This window comes from Embleya sp. NPDC059213 (genome assembly GCF_042754445.1).
Taxonomy (GTDB): domain Bacteria; phylum Actinomycetota; class Actinomycetes; order Streptomycetales; family Streptomycetaceae; genus Embleya.
Genome location: NZ_JBHZAV010000211.1, coordinates 1 through 15,833, shown reverse-complemented (window position 1 = coordinate 15,833; position 15,833 = coordinate 1). Strand labels below are relative to the sequence as shown.

The window sequence follows — 15,833 nt, the reverse complement described above, 5'->3', positions numbered from 1 at the left end:
GGAACACCCACCGCCACGGCGACCACCGTCGACTCGATCTCGCTGAGTTGGCCGGCCGCCACCGACGACAAGGGTGTTCAGAACTACGACGTCTACCGGGGCAGCACGGTGGTCGGCACGGCCACCGGCACCGCGTACACCGACACCGGCCTGACCGCCGACACCGCATACACGTACAAGATCGTCGCCCGCGACACGATCGGCCAGACCGGGCCCGCGAGTTCGACGGCCACCCTGCGCACCAGGCCGACGGGCGGCACCGACAACCCACCGACGGCGCCGGGCACACCCCAGGCGAGCGCGGTCACCGACACCTCGCTGACGCTCAACTGGGCGGCGGCGACCGACGATCAGGGCGTCAAGAACTACGACGTCTACCGAGGCGCGACCAAACTCGCGACCGTGACCGGCACCACCTACGGGGACACCGGCCTGACGGCGAACACCACGTACACCTACACGGTGGTCGCCCGGGACACCATCGACCAGACCGGCCCGGCCAGTGCGCCGCTGACGGTCAAGACCACCGGCGGAGGCACCCCCGGCAACGACTACGCGCGGGTGGGCTATTTCGTGCAGTGGGGCATCTACGGCCGCGCCTACACGATGAAGTCGCTGGACACCTCCGGGGCGGCGGCCAAGCTGACGCACCTCAACTACGCCTTCTCCAACATCGATCCCACCAACCTGACCTGCCTCAACGGCGTCACCAGGGCCACCACCCCGGGACCGCAGGACCCCAACCAGGGTGACGGCGCGGGCGATTCGTGGGCCGACTACGAACGCTCGGTCGGTGCGGGCGAGTCCGTCAACGGAACCGCCGACACCTGGAACCAGCCGTTGGCCGGAAGCTACAACCAGCTTCTGCAACTCAAGGCCAAGTACCCGAAGTTGAAGACGCTGATCTCGATCGGCGGCTGGACGTACAGCAGGTACTTCTCGGACGCGGCCAAGACCGACGCGTCGCGGCAGAAGTTCGTGAAGTCCTGCGTGGACATGTACATCAAGGGCAACCTGCCGGTGACCAACGGACGCGGCGGCACCGGTGTCGCGGCGGGTGTCTTCGACGGGTTCGACATCGACTGGGAATGGCCCGGCTCCGAGGGTCACGCCGGCAACCACATCTCGACCGATGACAAGAACAACCTGACCCTGCTGATGGCCGAGTTCCGCAAGCAGATGGAAGCGCTGACCACGACCACCGGCAAGCACTACCTGCTCACCGCGTTCACCCCGGCGGACCCGGGCAAGATCGATGCGGGCTGGGACATCAGCACGCGGGACGGCACGCCCAGCGTGTTCGACTACATGGACTTCGCCAACGTCCAGGGCTACGACTTCCACGGCTCCGGCAGTGACAACAGTTGGGAACCCAACCGCACCGGCGACCAGGGCAACCTGTACGTCGACGCGGGGGACCCGTACCCGACCAAGTTCAGCGTGGAATCGACCGTCCAGTACTACCTGGACCAAGGCGTCGACCCACGCAAACTGGTGCTCGGGCTCGCGTTCTACGGACGTGGCTGGCAACAGGTCACGGACGGCGGGGCGCACGGCGAATGGCAGGCCGCCAACGGCGCCGCACCGGGCCAGTTCCCGGAGGAGTCCGGTACCAGGGGCTACGCCAACCTGATCGCGTCGGTACCGAACCTGACCGTCTACCACGACGAACAGTCGGTCTCGACCTACGGCTACACCGGCAACAACGGCCAATGGTGGACCTTCGACGACGCGTGGTCCATCGGTAAGAAGACGGCCTGGCTCCGCACCAAGAACCTCCTGGGCGCGATGCTCTGGGAGATGAGCGGGGACACCGGAGTGCTGATGACCGCGGTCGACACCGGGCTCAAGTAGCCCACCGGATCGGAAGGTCGGGAGTGCGGTGAGTGGCCGCCTCCCGACCTTCCTCATGCCCGGCCGCATGCCCAACCGCATGCGCGGCCGTCGTCGGTGACGGGGAGTGGCGGTGCCGGGCGCGCCCACTCCGGTAAATAGTAGCCATGTACATAGTCGTCATGTACTGTATTCATCAGTCGAGCAGCACCGAGAATCCTGAGGAGCAGTCATGACCGGCACCGCAACCGCCCCCACCCCCGTCCCCGCCAACGCCCGGGTCATCGCCCTGACGCACTACGCCGGACGGGCCCTCCTGGAAAGAGTGTTGGCCCGCCACGGCGCCACGTTCCACCAGAGCGTGACGCTCCGGGTCGTCGCGGTCGCGGGTGGGAGCATCGGCCGTGACGAGCTGGTCGCCGACGTCGTCGGTTCGCTGAAAGCCGACGAATCGCTCGTGCACGACGTGATCGGGGAACTGACGGCCGCCGAACTGTTGGAGGCGGACCCGGCGCAGGCGTCCCGGCTGCGACTGACCGACGCCGGACGGGAGTTGTACGAGAACAGCGCCGCCGAGACCGCCCCGATCTCGGCCCGACTGTACGCCGACATCCCGGCCGAGGACCTGGCGGTCACGGGCCGGGTGCTGGCCCTGATCACCGAGCGGGCGAACGCCGCGTTGGCCGGCGCCTGAGGCCCCGTCCGTTGCGTTTCACCCGTCAAACCCCGCCGCCGCCCTCGCCCGTCGCCTCGTCGCGCAGGGCCCGCTTCAGGATCTTGCCGGTGGGCCCCAGTGGCAGTGCGTCGAGCGTGCGGATCACCCTCGGATACTTGTGCCGACCGAGGTGTTCACGCGCCCAGTCGATCAACTCCTCCGGTGTCGGGGCCCGGGTACCGGCCGGGGCGGGGCGCAGGACGACCGCGGCATGCACCTCCTCGCCGAGCGCCTCGTGCGCCGCGCCGTACACCGCGACCTGGGCGATCGCCGGGTGCCGGGCCAGGACTTCCTCGACCTCGCGGGGGTAGACGTTGTAGCCGCCGCGGATGACCAGGTCCTTCTTCCGGTCGACGATGGCAAGGAAACCGTCCTCGTCGACGACGCCGAGGTCGCCGGTCCGGAACCAGCCGTCCACGATCGCGGCGGCGGTGGCGGCCGGGTCGTCCAGGTAGCCGGCGAAGACGTTGTGGCCGCGGACCACGACCTCGCCGACCGTCCCCGTCGGCAGCAGGTCTATGCGTTCGTCCACGTCGGCGGCGGCGACGGCCACCTCCACACCGCGGATCGCATGCCCGACCGTGCCGGGTCGGCGGCCCAGCAGTCGTTGGTTGAAGGTCGCGGCCGGGGACGTCTCGGTCAGCCCGTATCCCTCGAACACGTGCGTGCCGAACGCCGCCTCGAACCGCTCCAGCACGGCGACCGGCAGGGCGGCGCCGCCGGATACCGCCAACCGCAGGCTCGGCATGGTTCGTTCGCCGGCCGCCTCGGTGAGCGCGTGGAACATGGTCGGCACACCCATGAAGACACTCACCCCCTCGCGGACGATCACGTCGACGGCGCCGGCCGCGTCGAAGCGCGGCATCAGTACGAGCGTGGCCCCGGCGCGCAGCGCGGCGTTCATCGCGCAGGTCTGGCCGTAGCTGTGGAACAGCGGCAGACAGCCCAACACCACGTCCCCCGGGCCGAGTTCGTGCAGGTCCTGGGCGCAGACGGTGGCGTTGAGCACGAGGTTCAGGTGGGTCAACCGGGCGCCCTTGGGGCGACCCGTGGTGCCGCTCGTGTACAGGATGGCCGCGATGTCGTCGGCCGTGGTCGGGTGGGCGGTGGTCAGCGGCTCGCCGCGGTGCTCGTGGTCGGCGCCCAGTGCCGCGATGCCGGCCGCGTCGGCGGCGGCCAGCGCGGTCGGCCACAACGCGCCGCCGCTGATCACGAGCACGGATCCGCTGTGTCGCAGGATGAATTCGACCTCCTCCGCGACCAACAGCGCGTGGATCGGTACGACCGAGGCACCGGCCGCGATGACCGCGTAGTACACGCGCGGGAACAGCGCGATGTTCGGCAACATGATCGCGACCCGATCACCCGGCTCGACGCCACGCTCGCGCAATGCCGCGGCGTAGCGCAGGACATCGGCCCACAACTGCCGGTAGCCGACCCGGATTTCGCCTTCGACGACGGCGACGCGGTCCGGGTGGCGCAGTGCGGAATCGCTCAAGAGGGCGGCCACACCGAGTTGTTGCTGCACAGGACACTCCAGGGGTGTGCGGCGGCGCCGGGCGCCGGACGGGGTTGCCGACCCGAACCGCCCCCGGCCGCACGAGGGCGCGGGGCGCGGGTCGTGCGGCCGGGACGGCGGGAGGGACAAGGCGGGAAGGAGGCTGGAGGGAGAACGTGCGATGGTGGAAGGAGCCGGAGCCGGGGAGCCGGAACCACGACCGACGACCGCGATCCGATGCCCCGGGCTACTTGCGCCTGTACTCCTTGTCCATGTTTGCGAGCACCGAGTTCACCGACGCCCGCCCCGTGAGCAGTTCCTGCACGCCGGCGAAGTGCGCCTGCTGGACCTGGGTGTTCGGCCAGTGCTGATCCGGCCACGGGCTCGTGTTGCCCTGGGCCGGCGCCTGCACGACGACGGCCTGCACGGGCGAGGGGACGTACTCCACACCGGTCAGCAGCGGCGGCACATCCGCCGTCCTGGCGTAGGCGCTCATCACCTCGGGGCGGGCGAGGAAGTCCAGGAACTTGATCGCCGCGGCCTTGTGGCCGCTCCTCGCATTGACCGCCAGGCCGCTGCTCGGCGCGACCGGCACCCGGTTCTCCGCGACCACATCGGACGCGGGCAGCGGGAACGAGGCGATCTTCGTACCCGGCGCGGCCTTGGCCACCGAGTTCGCCGCCGACGTGGTCATCACGAAGCCGACCGACTTGCCCGCCAGGAACTGTCCGCTCGCCGCGGTCAGGCTGGTGCCGACGGGGTCCGCGTTGAAGCATCCCCGGTCCTGCATCTCCCGGTACTTGGTGAACGCGCTCGCCCAGCCCGAGCCGGCGAAGGTCGCCTGACCGGCCGCCATTCTCGCGTCGAAGTCGGGCTGCGGGGTCCCGGGTCGCACTGATGCCGTCCCAGTCGGTCAGCGACAGGCTCGCGCCGCGCAGTGCCGGTACGACCGGGACCGCGAGGTGGACCGCGGCGGCGGGTACGACGAACCACCACGGCACGCGGCCGTTGCGGGGTCGGCGCGGCGGGGGTGTGCGGGTCGGGGCCGGCCGCACGACCGGTCTCGACGTGGTGTGCGGGGTGACGGTGGTCATGGTCGACCTCGATTCGTGCCCTGGCCGCGGGGTGCGACCGGCGCGGCGTCGACGAGGGTGCCCCCGGCGAGGGCGTCCAGGGCGGTGTCGAACGTGCCCGCGGGGTGGTCGGCGACGCTGCCGTCCGGGGCCACGAGCGTGACCGGCACCGGGGATTCGACGTGGACACGATTGCCGTCGACGTGCACGTGGACCAGCCCGTGCGGGGTGGGCACCGCGCCCCTGGCCCAGCTCAGGTCGCCGAGCCGGGGGGCCACGCGGACCGTGGCATAGCCGGGCTCGGCGGGGGTGACGCCCAGCGTGTACACGAGCAGATCGCGGCTGGGTGTGGCGGACCAGCCGTGGCAGTAGGTGCCGCCCTCCCAGGTCTCCCGCCACGCGGTGGGCCCGGTGGCCAGCAGCCGTGCCCAGTCGCGGTACAGCCCGGTGAGCGCGTCCGCGGCGCCCAGCCGGGCCAGTGCGTCGTGCACGACGTAGCGGAAGAAGGGCTGGGCGCCCACGACTTGCCGGTGCACGTCCCAGGTGACCGAGGGCGGGGAGAAGCGCTCGATCCGGTGGCCGGTCGGCGCGCCGTCCGCATCGCCGCCGTGCGCGGCGACCGGCGCCAGGGTGAACATGGCGTCCCGGGTGAGTAGGAACTCCCGTACCCGTTGCGTGCGTTCGGCCGGGACCAGGCCGGCGCAGACCGCGGCGGCGGTGGTGTGCTCGCTCATCGCGGGCTGTACCACGTCGTGGACCGCGTGGTCGCGGTAGCCGCCCCGCCGGGCATCCCAGAACACCTCGAAGCCCGCGCGCACCGCGTCGTGCAGGCCGCGTGCCCACGCGGCCCGACCGGCGTCGCCGAGCCAGTGGGCCATCTCTGCGAAGTCGCCCAGGGCGCGTGCCCACAGCGCGTTCAGTGTTGCGCTGGTGCCCTCGACCTGCACCGGCGACCAGTCGATCAGCACCCATCCGGTCACGTCCCGGACCAGGCCGTCCGGGCCGAGGAAGGCGGTGAACCAGTCGAGCACGGCTTCGGCGGCGGGCATCAGGCGGGCCACCAGGGCGCGGTCGCCGGTGTGCCGGTAGAGGTTGTGCACCGAACGCACCCAGTGCAGCGACCAGTCCGGGATGGTGATCAGGTCCGGATCGCCGGCGTCGCCCGCGACCACCATCGGCAACAGGCCGTCCGCGCGCGGGGTCGCGGTGAGCAGTGGTGCGTGCCGGGCCAGGCTCCAGTCCGGGTTGTTGACCAGGTCGACCGACTGGTGCACGACCGCGTCGCCCGTCCAGGCCCGCTGTTCCCGGCTGGGGCAGTCGATGTAGGCGTCGTGTGCGGTCAGGTCCACGGTGCGCAGGCCCACCCGATGGATTTCCGTCAACAGCGGGTCCGAGCAGGCGAAGTACGGGCCGGCCGGACGCGGGCGCAGTCGTTCGGCGAGGGTCGGGGTGAGCCGGAGCGGGCCGGTGGCGCAGACCACGAGCACGATGTAGCGCCCGCCTGCCGGGTCGCCGAGTTCGAATCGTTCGCCGTCGCCGCCGCGTGTGGTGTATGCGAAGCACGCCGCGCTGGAGAGCGCCGCGGGGGTCGGCGACTCGCTGAGCGCGCCGAACAGCACGGTGCCGGGGGCGGCTTCGACGTCGATGCGCAGCGTGCCGCTGACCATTCGGCCGAGGTCGGCGATGACCAGTCGGCGGCCGGCGGGCAGTGCGAGCGAGGAGACCGCGGACGTCTCGTCCGGGTCGGCCGCGGTGTCGGGCCGGGCCTCGGGGCGGATCTCGCCGAGTGCGTCGGCCAGTGCGGTGTGAATGTCGGCGAAGCCGAGCGGGCCCTGGGGACGCGGGGCCGCGGTCAGCGCCGCAGTGGCGAAGGAGGCGGGTGTGCGGGTGGCCCCGCCCGGTTGCGGCAGCGGGTTGGGCAACAATGCGCCGTACGGCTCGGAGGGTGGCCGGGTGGCGCCCGCGCTGCCCACGTGCGAGGCGGGCAACACCGTTGCGGCAGGCCAGTGTTCGTCGTCGAAGTCGAGGCCGGTCCAGGCCGGGTCGAGCCGCCTGGCGTCCAGGATCTCGGGGATCTGCGGGGAGACCGTGGATTGCGGTGCGCACGGGGTCCAGGCGTCCGACTCCAGGCAGCGCCAGGACGCGTCGGTGGCGATCCAGGTGTCCCCGCCGACGCCGAACTCGGCGACCAGCGCGCCGCCGCCCAGGGTGTACGTGGTCGGGGAGGGTACCCACCATGCGGTGCGGTGGCCGTAGAAGCGCACCAGCACGGCGATCACGTTGCGTCCGGGGCGCAGCGCCGCGGCCGCGTCGCCGTGGTCGTAGTACAGCCGGCGGGTACCGTGTCGGATCGGGCCGCGGGTCAGTTCGACGCCGTTGACGTACAGCACGTGTCGGGAGTCGGAGCTGATCCGAAACGGTGCGTGCTCGGGTATCTCGGTCAACTCGAAGGTGCGCCGGAACAACACGCGGCGGTCGAATTGCTCGGGATCCAGCGATCCGTTCATCGGGTTCTCGTGCGGCGGCTCCCCTACCGCGCCGTGTTCGGTCCAGAGCCACTGGCCCTGCCAACGACGGCTCACGAGTGTGTCTTGCATCGTGCGTGTCCTTCCGATTCTCGACCCTCGGCTCCCGGCACCCGATGCGGAACGCCCGGATCCCGAGTGGATCCCGAGCGGCGGGGACCCCCGGCTGCCGCTCGGCGGACACACCCTAACTCCGTTTTTTACTAACCACTAGATAAAAATGATAGGATGCTGACTGTGACTGAGAGAACACGCGGAGACGACGAGGATCGTGGGCGGCCGTCCCGACGAAGCCCCCAGCCCCGCCGCGGCCCGGGGCGCAGTGAGCGCGGCGCGCGACGGCGCGAGGAACTGGTGACCATCGCCGGCGAACTCTTCGCCCGCAGCGGCTTTCGCGGCACCGGCCTGGCCGAGGTCGCGGCCCGCGCCGGGATCACCCAGCCGGCGCTGCTCTACTACTTCGGCAGCAAGGAAGGACTGTTGCAGGCGGTGATCGAGCGACGGGGCGCGCAGAGCATCGAGTTCGCCCAGGAGTCGGTGGCCATCGGCGGCCTGCGGGCGATCCGGGAGTTGCCTGCCTCCGCACACCGCAATCAGCGCGAACCGGGTCTCGCGCGCCTGCTCGCGGTGCTGACCATGGAGAACCTGGACGCGGAGGATCCCGCCCACGAGTACTTCGTCGAGCGCTATCGACGACTGCGCGCGCTGATCGCCCGAATCATCACCGACGCCCAGGCCACCGGCGAGATCCGCGCCGAGATCGACCCGGCGCACAAGGCCGCGGAACTCCTGGCCACGATGGACGGTCTGCAGATGCAATGGCTGCTCGACCCGACGGAGGTCGACCTGGTCACCGCCATCGAGTCCTATGCCCTGACCCTGATCCGCGATCTGGCCGCCGACCCGTCGGTCCACGCGGCGGCCACGACCCGGGACACGACCGACGTCGAATAGTGCACGCGGCGGCGAGCCGGCGCAGCGCCCCCGGCGACTGCGGCCCGGGGCCGCGACCGCCCGGGAGGCGAGTTCGACGAACACCGACACACCCTCAGCGCTGTGCCGAGGTGTGCTCGGCCGGGTACCGGCGCAGCGTCACGACGGCCGCTTCGGCCCGGCGCGGCTCGGGTGGGTCGTCACCGAGCGGGCCCGTGCCGGTCTTCGGCGGCGGTACGGAACACCTCGCCGCTGCGCTCGTATCGAGCCCGGGGCGAGGCGCGGTTGCCGAGCCGCCCGCAACCTCGCGCCGCGTCGTGTTCGGCGGCGCGCGATCACCGGCTCGTGCCCCGGGGACAGGGGGCACGAGCCGGTCCGCGCAGCCGCGAGGTGGTCACTCGCCGGCGTACGCCCTGCGCAGGGCGGCGATGTCGAGCTTGCCCATCTTGAGCATCGCGGCGGTGGTCCGGGTCGCCTTCTCCGGGTCCGGGTCGCCGATCAGGTCGATCAGCTCGGTCGGCACGACCTGCCAGGACACGCCGTACTTGTCCTTGAGCCACCCGCAGGGCCCCTCCGACCCGCCCTCGGACAGCTTGGCCCAGTAGTAGTCCACCTCGTCCTGATCGGCGCACGGGATCTGGAACGAGATGGCCTCGTCGAAGGTGAACTGCGGGCCGCCGTTGACGCCGACGAAGCGCTGCCCGTTGATCTCGAACTCGACGGCGAGCACGGAGCCCGCCGGACCGGGACCGGCCTCGGTGTAGCGGCCGATCCGGCCCAGCTTGCCGTCCTCGAAGATGGACAGGTAGTGGTTCGCGGCCTCCTCGGCCTGACCGTCGAACCACAGACAGGTGGTGAATCCCTTGCCGGTCATCGTTACCTCCGGTACTCGGTGCGGGGTGACGTACACGAGTACCGACCTGTTTCGCGCGGCAAACTCATCGCGTTCCGGCCGACGGTTTCCCGACGGCCGCCCGCGCCTTCGGGTCAGCGCCTGCGGGCGGCCTCGACCACGTCGCGGATGCCGTCCGCCGAGGTCACCCGGCGGGCGTACTCCGGCTGCCGCAGCGCGCCGCCCATGTAGGGGAGCGGGTTGCGGTGCGTCGCGGTGCTCTCCAGAACCGCACCGGCCGCGAAGTGCACCTCGCGCACGCCGGTGGCGGCCAGCACCCGGTCGATGTTGCGGGCGGTGATGCCGCCGCCCGGCATGATCACGATCCGGCCCGCGGCCTGTTCGACCAGGCGCGCGATCAGCGGTGCGCCCTCCAGCACGCTGCTGTCCTGGCCGGAGGTGAGCACCCGGTCGACACCGAGTTCGATCAGCTCCTCCAGCGCGGCGTGCGGGTCGCGGGTCATGTCGAAGGCGCGGTGGAAGGTGACCGAACGATCGCCGGCCGCGGCCATCAGCTGCTCGATCACCGGCCGGTCCAGGTCGCCGTCCGCGGTCAGCGCGCCGATCACCACGCCGTGCGCGCCGGCCGCCCTGATCGCCTCGACGTCCCGACGCATCGCGGCGACCTCGTACTCGTCGTACACGAAGTCGCCGCCACGCGGACGCACGATGACATGGACCCGGATCGTGTCGACGGCGGCCAGGGTCGTCTCGATCAGGCCGAGGCTGGGCGTGATGCCGCCCTCGAACAGGTCCGCGCACAACTCGACCCGGTGCGCGCCCACCCGTTCGGCGGCAAGCGCGCCGGGGACGTCGTCGATGCAGATCTCGTAGGTCGGGGTGGTGTCGGGGCCGGCGGTGACGATCATGGCGTGTTTCTCCCGGTGAGCGAGGATGAGCGGATGAGCGGAGGGGGACGTCAGGTCGGCATGGCGGTCACCCGGACCTCGCCGACCGGCAGACCGCCGCCCGGCACCGGTACGGACGCCCACTCGTGCGCCGCGGCCGTGTCCACGCCGAGCGTGCGCAACGCGGCCAGCGCGAGCGCGGTGGTCGCGCGCGGGCTGCCGTCGATCACCTTGACCGCGACCGCGTGCCCGGCGGTCGTCGCGGCCACGAACACGCCCTCGGCGCCGCCCTTGACCACGACGCCGGGCAGCAGCCGCATCACCTCGGTGTTGGCCTGCCCGTCCCCGCCGACGTAGCGCGGGTGCTCGCGCATCGCGTCGGCCACCGTGCGCCCGGGACCGTCGGACGAGGTGGCCAGCGCGCGGACGCCGCGGGCCAGCCCGGTCAGGGTCATCGCGAACACCGGCGCGCCGCAGCCGTCCACGGCGGTGTGTACCGTCGATTCGCCCGCCGACTCCTCGATGCCCTCGCGGACCAGCACCTGGAGCGGGTGCGCCGGATCGAGGTAGCCGTCGGTGGGCCACCCGGCCGCGACACACGCGGCCAACATCGCGGCGTGTTTGCCGGAACAGTTCATCCGCTCCCGCGAGTTTGCCTCGCCGCGCCCGATCATCGCCCGGTAGGCCGCCTCGTCCTCCGGCCGACTCGGCGGACACCGCAGCGCGTCGCCGGTCAGGCCGGCCGCCGCGAGGATCTCGCCCACCGCGTGCACGTGGAAGTCCTGCCCGGTATGGCTGCCCGCCGCGATGGCCACATGTGCCCCGACCAACGGCGCACCCGCGCGCAGACAGGCCAGCGCCTGGAACGGCTTGGCCGAAGAGCGGGGTATCACCGGCTCGTTCGGGTCGCCGAGCTCGATCACGGGCCGCCCGTCCGGGGCCAGCGCGACCAGGCTGCCGAAGTGCCGACTCTCCACGAAGCCGGAGCGGACCACCTCGGCCAACTCGGCGTAGCGGGTGCTGGGTTCGGGGCGCACGGTGTCCTCCTGGCGCATCGGGTCCTCCGGGTCGGGGCATTCGCTCGGGTCGCCGAGCACGGGTGGTGCGGTCACGGTCGGTGCGGTCGTGCGTGGCCCGCTCACAGCCGGCCGTCCGCGCCCGCGCGAGCCCGCAGCAGGGTCCGCAGGTTGCGGCGGCCGGCGGGGCGGAAGCCCTGCCGGGCCTCCAGCGTGCGGGCCAGCTTGGACAACGACGCGTTGAGCACGATGTAGACGAGCGCGATGATGATGTAGGTCTGGATCAGCAGTCGGTTGTAGCTGGCCAACACCCGGCCGCTGTAAAGCAGTTCGGAATAGCTGACGATGAAACCCAGCGAGGTGTCCTTGAGCAGGCCCACCGATTGGCTGACCAGCGACGGCAACAACCGGCGGATCGCCTGCGGCAGCACGATCAGCCGCATGGTCTGCGTGTCGGTCAGGCCGACGGCCAGGCCCGCTTCGCGCTGACCCCGGTCCAGGGACAGGATGCCGGCCCGGAAGATCTCCGCGAACACGGCGGCGGCGGACACCGACAGCGGCAACACCAGTTTCCAGAACAGCGGCAGGTCCACGCCGTAGTGCGGCAGTCCGAACAGGACCAGATAGACCAGCAGCAACACCGGAACGGTACGCATCACCTCGATGTACACGGTGGCCGGCCAACGCAGCGCACGACGCCGGGACAACCGCCCCAGGGCCAGTACGATGCCGCCGGCCACGGACAGCGCGGTGGCGACGGCCGCGGCGCGGATCGTGGCCCACAGGCCCTCCAGCAGATATCGCCACATCGGCCACGTGGTGTAGGGCCGCCACTTGTCCGCGTCGAGCTGGCCGTGGTCGGCGAACCGCCGTACGGCCAGGGCCAACAGCGCGGCCACCGTGACACCGGCCACGATGCCGGCGATGCGCATCCGGCGACGCGCGATCGGGCCGGGCTCGTCGAACAACACTCGGGACGCGCTCATCGCACGATCGCCACCTTCCGCTCGATCACGCCGGTGAGCAGGCCCGCGGCGGCGCAGATGACCATGTAGCCCAGGCCCGCGCCGACGAACACCGGGATCGGCTGCGCCTCCAGCAGGTTGACCCGGTTCGCGGCGGAGGTCAGTTCGACCACGCCCACCGCCGCGGCCAACGAGGTGTTCATGGTCAGCGCGATGAAGATGTTGCCGATCGGCTGGACCACGCCGCGCAGCGCCTGCGGCAGGATCACCAGACGCAGCGACTGGCCGAAAGTCAGTCCCAGGGCCCGGGCCGCCTCGGCCTGGCCGATGGAGACCGTGTTGATCCCGGAGCGCACCGCCTCGGCGATGTAGGCCGCCTCGTACAGCGCGATCACGATCACCGCGGTGGTGAACAGCGGGAAGATCACCCCGACTTCGGGCAGGCCGAAGACGAACAGCACGAGCAGGACCAGCAGCGGGGTGTTCTGGAAGGTCTCCACGTACACGGTGCCCACGCCGCGCAGGGCGGCGACGGGGGAGACCCGCAGGGCGGCCACCACGACGCCGATCAGCAGCGCGCCGGCGAAGGACAACGCGGTGAGTTCGAGCGTGGTGGTGATGCCGTCGGTGAAGGCGGAGAGATGTCGCAGCACGACATCCATCGGCGATGGCCTTTCGGGAGAGGGCGGGAAGGGACGCGCGGGTGGGGGCGACTCGGGTCGAGCGCCGGGGCGGGAGGGCGTGGTGTGCGGCCCTCCCGCCCCGGGGATCAGGAGCCGGGCACGCCGCCGATCGCGGGCGGGGTCGGCGGGTTGCCCTCGACGACGGTGCCCAGCGTCTGCTTCCAGACCGACTGCCACGAGCCGTCCTGGCCGATCTTGCGCAGCCAGTCGTTGACGAACGTCTTGAACGCGGCGTCGTCGTGCCCGAGTCCGATGCCGTACGGATCGGCGGTGAACGGCTCGCCGACCACGGTGGTGTCCGGGTTCTGCTTGACGTCCGCGACCAGGAGCGCCTGGTCCTGGACGTAGGCGTCGCCGCGGCCCTGGCGCAGCGCGGTGACGCACTCCGGGTCGCTGCCGAAGGTGACCACCTTCGCGTCGGGGGCGACCTGCTTGATCGCGGCGATGGCGGGCGTGTTGGCGCCGGCGATCACGGTCTTGCCGTTCAGGTCGGCCGGCGTCTTGATGCCGCCCGCGCCCTTCTTGACCAGGATGGCCTGGCCGGACGAGTAGTACGGACCGGCGAAGGCGACCTGTTCGGCCCGCTTGGGGGTGATCGTGTAGGTCTGGAAGACCACGTCGACGGTGCCGTTCTGGAGCAGCGCCTCACGGGTCTCGGTGGCCGAACTGACGATCTTCACCTCGGGCTTGCCGATGATGTACTTGGCGAGCAACCGGCCCATCTCGGCGTCGAACCCGTCCGTCTTGCCGGATATCGGGTTGAGCTGCGACCACAGCGGCGCGTCCTGCGAGCCGCCGACGATCAGATAGCCGCGCGCCTTGATCTTGGCCATCGTGGAGTTGGGCAGGATCGCGCTGTCCGGGGCGACGTCGGCCTTCTTGGCGACGTCCTCGCCGGCCGGCTTGGCGCCGCCGGGCACGTCCGAGGAGGAGCCCCCGGAGCAGGCGGCCAGCGCGGTCAGGGACAGGGCCGCGAGCACCGCCGGGACGGCGGAGCGCAGGCGACGCGGGGTTGCGGCGGCGCGCGGGCGACGCAGGGGGAAGCCGGACATCGGGGCCTTCCTTCGCAGGTGAGGGTGTGGTGGGGACGGGACGAGGGGGTACGGCCCGGTGGGCGCCGGCGAGGTACCCGGGGTGTCAGTGACTGAGCACCTTGGACAGGAAGTCCCGGGCGCGGTCCGTGGTCGGAGCGGTGAAGAAGGTGTCGGGCGTGCCGACCTCGACGATCTGTCCGTCGGCCATGAAGACCACGCGGTCCGCGGCCCGGCGGGCGAAGCCCATCTCGTGCGTGACCACGACCATGGTCATGCCCTCGCGGGCCAGGTCGACCATCACGTCCAGGACCTCGTTGACCATCTCCGGGTCCAGCGCGCTGGTCGGTTCGTCGAAGAGCATCACCTTGGGCTGCATGGCCAGGGCCCGGGCGATCGCGGCACGCTGCTGCTGGCCGCCGGACAGTTGTGCCGGGTAGTGGTCCGCCTTGTCGGCGATGCCCACCCGGTCCAGCAACGCCCGGGCCTGCCGGTCCGCGTCGCTCGCGGACAGGCCCTTGACCCGGGTCGGTCCGAGCGTGACGTTCTGCAGCACGGTCTTGTGCGCGAACAGGTTGAACTGTTGGAAGACCATGCCCACTTCGGTGCGCAGCCGGGCCAATGCCCGACCCTCGGCGGGCAGTTCCTCCCCATCCAGTAGGACCACGCCCGAATCGACGTTTTCCAGCCGGTTCAGACAGCGGCACAGGGTCGATTTGCCCGCGCCGGAGGGGCCGATCAGCACGACCACCTCGCCGGCGGCGACGGTCAGGTCCACGTCGGTCAGCACGCGGACCGCCCCGAACGACTTGTTGATGGCGCGTGCCTCGACCATGGGCGTCAGTACGGCGGAAGAAGGCGACGCGGACTTCATCAACGCTCCATCTTTGTTCGGAATCGAAGTTTCATGTGACAGTAGAAGTTGAATTCGAAGGAAGTCAATGCCTTGCTGGTTATTACGGGGTGTGCTATTCCTGTCACTGCCGTACCGCAGCAGGTGTGCCTCGAACGGGAGTGGGACGTTGGCTGGAAGCGCGGGTGACCTGGTGCGACTGGTGGCCAAGGGGCACGGTCGATCCCGGGCGGAACTCGCCCGAATGAGCGGAATGGCCCCGTCGAGCGTCTCCCTGCGCGTGGAGGAGCTCATCGACGCCGGGCTGTTGCGCGAGGACGGCGAGGGCGCCTCCCGGGGCGGCCGGCGACCCCGGCAGTTGCGCCTGCACGAGAACGCGGGCGTGGTGGTGGCCGTGGACGTGGGCACCCACCACGTCCGGATGGCGGTCCTGGATCTGGGCGGCCGGGTGCTGCTGGAGCGCGAACTCCCCGGCGACATCGCCGAAGGCCCCGAGCGGGTGAGCGAACGGCTGGTCGAGCACCTTCGGATGACGCTCCGTCAGGCATCGGTGGAGCAACTGCCGCTGCTCGGCGTCGGCATCGGCATGCCGGGCCCGGTCGATCCGGGCGCGGCCAAGGTGGTCGCGCCGTCCCGGATGCCCGGCTGGAACGAGTACCCGATCGGCCGCCGGATGAGCGAACTGCTCGGCGTACGCGTGGTGGTGGAGAACGACGCCAACCTGATGGCGGTCGGCGAACACCGCTACGGCTGGCCGGATCGGGACAACCTGATGGCGGTCAAGGCCGGCACCGGGATCGGCTGCGGCATCATCGCGTCCGGGAAGCTGCACCGCGGGCGCGGCGCGGCCGGCGACATCAGCCACGTCCCGGTGCACGTCCCCGAACCGGTCACCTGCTCGTGCGGGCACTCCGACTGCCTGGTTGAGTAATATAGAGGCGCGGCGCTGCAGGTGACTATGATCGCGC

14 protein-coding genes are annotated in these 15,833 nt (G+C 71.0%); 4 read left to right on the top strand and 10 right to left on the bottom strand.

Annotated features, from left to right (window positions below):
- Positions 1–1,854, top strand: a 1,854-nt coding sequence (locus ACFXMF_RS41290; RefSeq protein WP_380021092.1) for a glycosyl hydrolase family 18 protein, incomplete at its 5' end; no start/stop codon positions are given.
- 211 nt (positions 1,855–2,065) lie between these two features.
- Positions 2,066–2,527, top strand: a complete 462-nt coding sequence (locus ACFXMF_RS41285; RefSeq protein WP_360309152.1) for a MarR family transcriptional regulator — start codon at positions 2,066–2,068, stop codon at positions 2,525–2,527.
- Positions 2,528–2,552: 25 nt separating this feature from the next.
- Here ACFXMF_RS41285 and ACFXMF_RS41280 read toward each other — a convergent pair whose 3' ends face one another.
- The 3 genes from ACFXMF_RS41280 to ACFXMF_RS41270 all read right to left on the bottom strand — a co-directional run bounded on the left by ACFXMF_RS41280 (position 2,553) and on the right by ACFXMF_RS41270 (position 7,716).
- Positions 2,553–4,076 (bottom strand): long-chain fatty acid--CoA ligase, encoded by a 1,524-nt coding sequence (locus tag ACFXMF_RS41280; protein ID WP_360309150.1) that lies wholly within the window; start codon positions 4,074–4,076, stop codon positions 2,553–2,555.
- Positions 4,077–4,293: 217 nt separating this feature from the next.
- Entirely contained in the window at positions 4,294–4,941 is a 648-nt protein-coding gene (locus tag ACFXMF_RS41275) for an extracellular solute-binding protein (RefSeq protein ID WP_380021090.1), read from the bottom strand.
- 195 nt (positions 4,942–5,136) lie between these two features.
- The gene (locus ACFXMF_RS41270; RefSeq protein ID WP_379991638.1) at positions 5,137–7,716 is read right to left on the bottom strand and encodes an alpha-L-rhamnosidase C-terminal domain-containing protein; all 2,580 of its coding nucleotides are present in this window, start codon (positions 7,714–7,716) and stop codon (positions 5,137–5,139) included.
- Between the two features lie 282 nt (positions 7,717–7,998).
- Between ACFXMF_RS41270 and ACFXMF_RS41265 the strand changes: the two genes are divergently transcribed.
- Positions 7,999–8,598 carry a TetR family transcriptional regulator gene (locus tag ACFXMF_RS41265; RefSeq protein ID WP_379991637.1) on the top strand — a complete coding sequence of 200 codons (600 nt, stop codon included), beginning with the start codon at positions 7,999–8,001 and terminating at the stop codon, positions 8,596–8,598.
- Positions 8,599–8,971: 373 nt separating this feature from the next.
- Here the strand turns inward: ACFXMF_RS41265 and ACFXMF_RS41260 are convergent, their stop codons facing one another.
- From ACFXMF_RS41260 to ACFXMF_RS41230, 7 genes are all read right to left on the bottom strand, one after another.
- Complete coding sequence (locus ACFXMF_RS41260) at positions 8,972–9,451, bottom strand: VOC family protein (RefSeq protein WP_360309142.1); 480 nt, start codon at positions 9,449–9,451, stop codon at positions 8,972–8,974.
- Between the two features lie 113 nt (positions 9,452–9,564).
- Positions 9,565–10,338 (bottom strand): copper homeostasis protein CutC, encoded by a 774-nt coding sequence (locus tag ACFXMF_RS41255; RefSeq protein WP_379992679.1) that lies wholly within the window; start codon positions 10,336–10,338, stop codon positions 9,565–9,567.
- A 50-nt stretch (positions 10,339–10,388) separates the two neighbouring features.
- A complete protein-coding gene (locus ACFXMF_RS41250; RefSeq protein WP_379992678.1) occupies positions 10,389–11,429 on the bottom strand; it encodes an asparaginase in 1,041 nt (346 codons plus the stop codon).
- Positions 11,430–11,455: 26 nt separating this feature from the next.
- Positions 11,456–12,319 (bottom strand): amino acid ABC transporter permease, encoded by an 864-nt coding sequence (locus tag ACFXMF_RS41245; protein WP_360309136.1) that lies wholly within the window; start codon positions 12,317–12,319, stop codon positions 11,456–11,458.
- Positions 12,316–12,960, bottom strand: a complete 645-nt coding sequence (locus ACFXMF_RS41240) for an amino acid ABC transporter permease (protein WP_355543293.1) — start codon at positions 12,958–12,960, stop codon at positions 12,316–12,318. Before ACFXMF_RS41240 ends, ACFXMF_RS41245 begins: the two co-directional genes overlap by 4 nt.
- A gap of 107 nt (positions 12,961–13,067) precedes the next feature.
- Positions 13,068–14,033 carry a glutamate ABC transporter substrate-binding protein gene (locus ACFXMF_RS41235; protein WP_360309135.1) on the bottom strand — a complete coding sequence of 322 codons (966 nt, stop codon included), beginning with the start codon at positions 14,031–14,033 and terminating at the stop codon, positions 13,068–13,070.
- A gap of 85 nt (positions 14,034–14,118) precedes the next feature.
- Positions 14,119–14,886, bottom strand: coding sequence for an amino acid ABC transporter ATP-binding protein (locus ACFXMF_RS41230; RefSeq protein WP_360309133.1), 768 nt, complete (start codon positions 14,884–14,886; stop codon positions 14,119–14,121).
- Between the two features lie 148 nt (positions 14,887–15,034).
- On the opposite strand from ACFXMF_RS41230, the gene ACFXMF_RS41225 reads away from it, so the two are divergent.
- The gene (locus tag ACFXMF_RS41225) at positions 15,035–15,796 is read left to right on the top strand and encodes an ROK family protein (protein ID WP_380021088.1); all 762 of its coding nucleotides are present in this window, start codon (positions 15,035–15,037) and stop codon (positions 15,794–15,796) included.
- Positions 15,797–15,833 lie beyond the last annotated feature (37 nt).

Coding starts and splice junctions, on each gene's coding strand:
- ACFXMF_RS41285 (WP_360309152.1), top strand. CDS start 2,066: ATGACCGGCACCGCAACCGCCCCCACCCCCGTCCCCGCCAACGCCCGG.
- ACFXMF_RS41270 (WP_379991638.1), bottom strand. CDS start 7,716: ATGCAAGACACACTCGTGAGCCGTCGTTGGCAGGGCCAGTGGCTCTGG.
- ACFXMF_RS41260 (WP_360309142.1), bottom strand. CDS start 9,451: ATGACCGGCAAGGGATTCACCACCTGTCTGTGGTTCGACGGTCAGGCC.
- ACFXMF_RS41255 (WP_379992679.1), bottom strand. CDS start 10,338: ATGATCGTCACCGCCGGCCCCGACACCACCCCGACCTACGAGATCTGC.
- ACFXMF_RS41245 (WP_360309136.1), bottom strand. CDS start 12,319: ATGAGCGCGTCCCGAGTGTTGTTCGACGAGCCCGGCCCGATCGCGCGT.
- ACFXMF_RS41240 (WP_355543293.1), bottom strand. CDS start 12,960: ATGGATGTCGTGCTGCGACATCTCTCCGCCTTCACCGACGGCATCACC.
- ACFXMF_RS41235 (WP_360309135.1), bottom strand. CDS start 14,033: ATGTCCGGCTTCCCCCTGCGTCGCCCGCGCGCCGCCGCAACCCCGCGT.
- ACFXMF_RS41230 (WP_360309133.1), bottom strand. CDS start 14,886: ATGAAGTCCGCGTCGCCTTCTTCCGCCGTACTGACGCCCATGGTCGAG.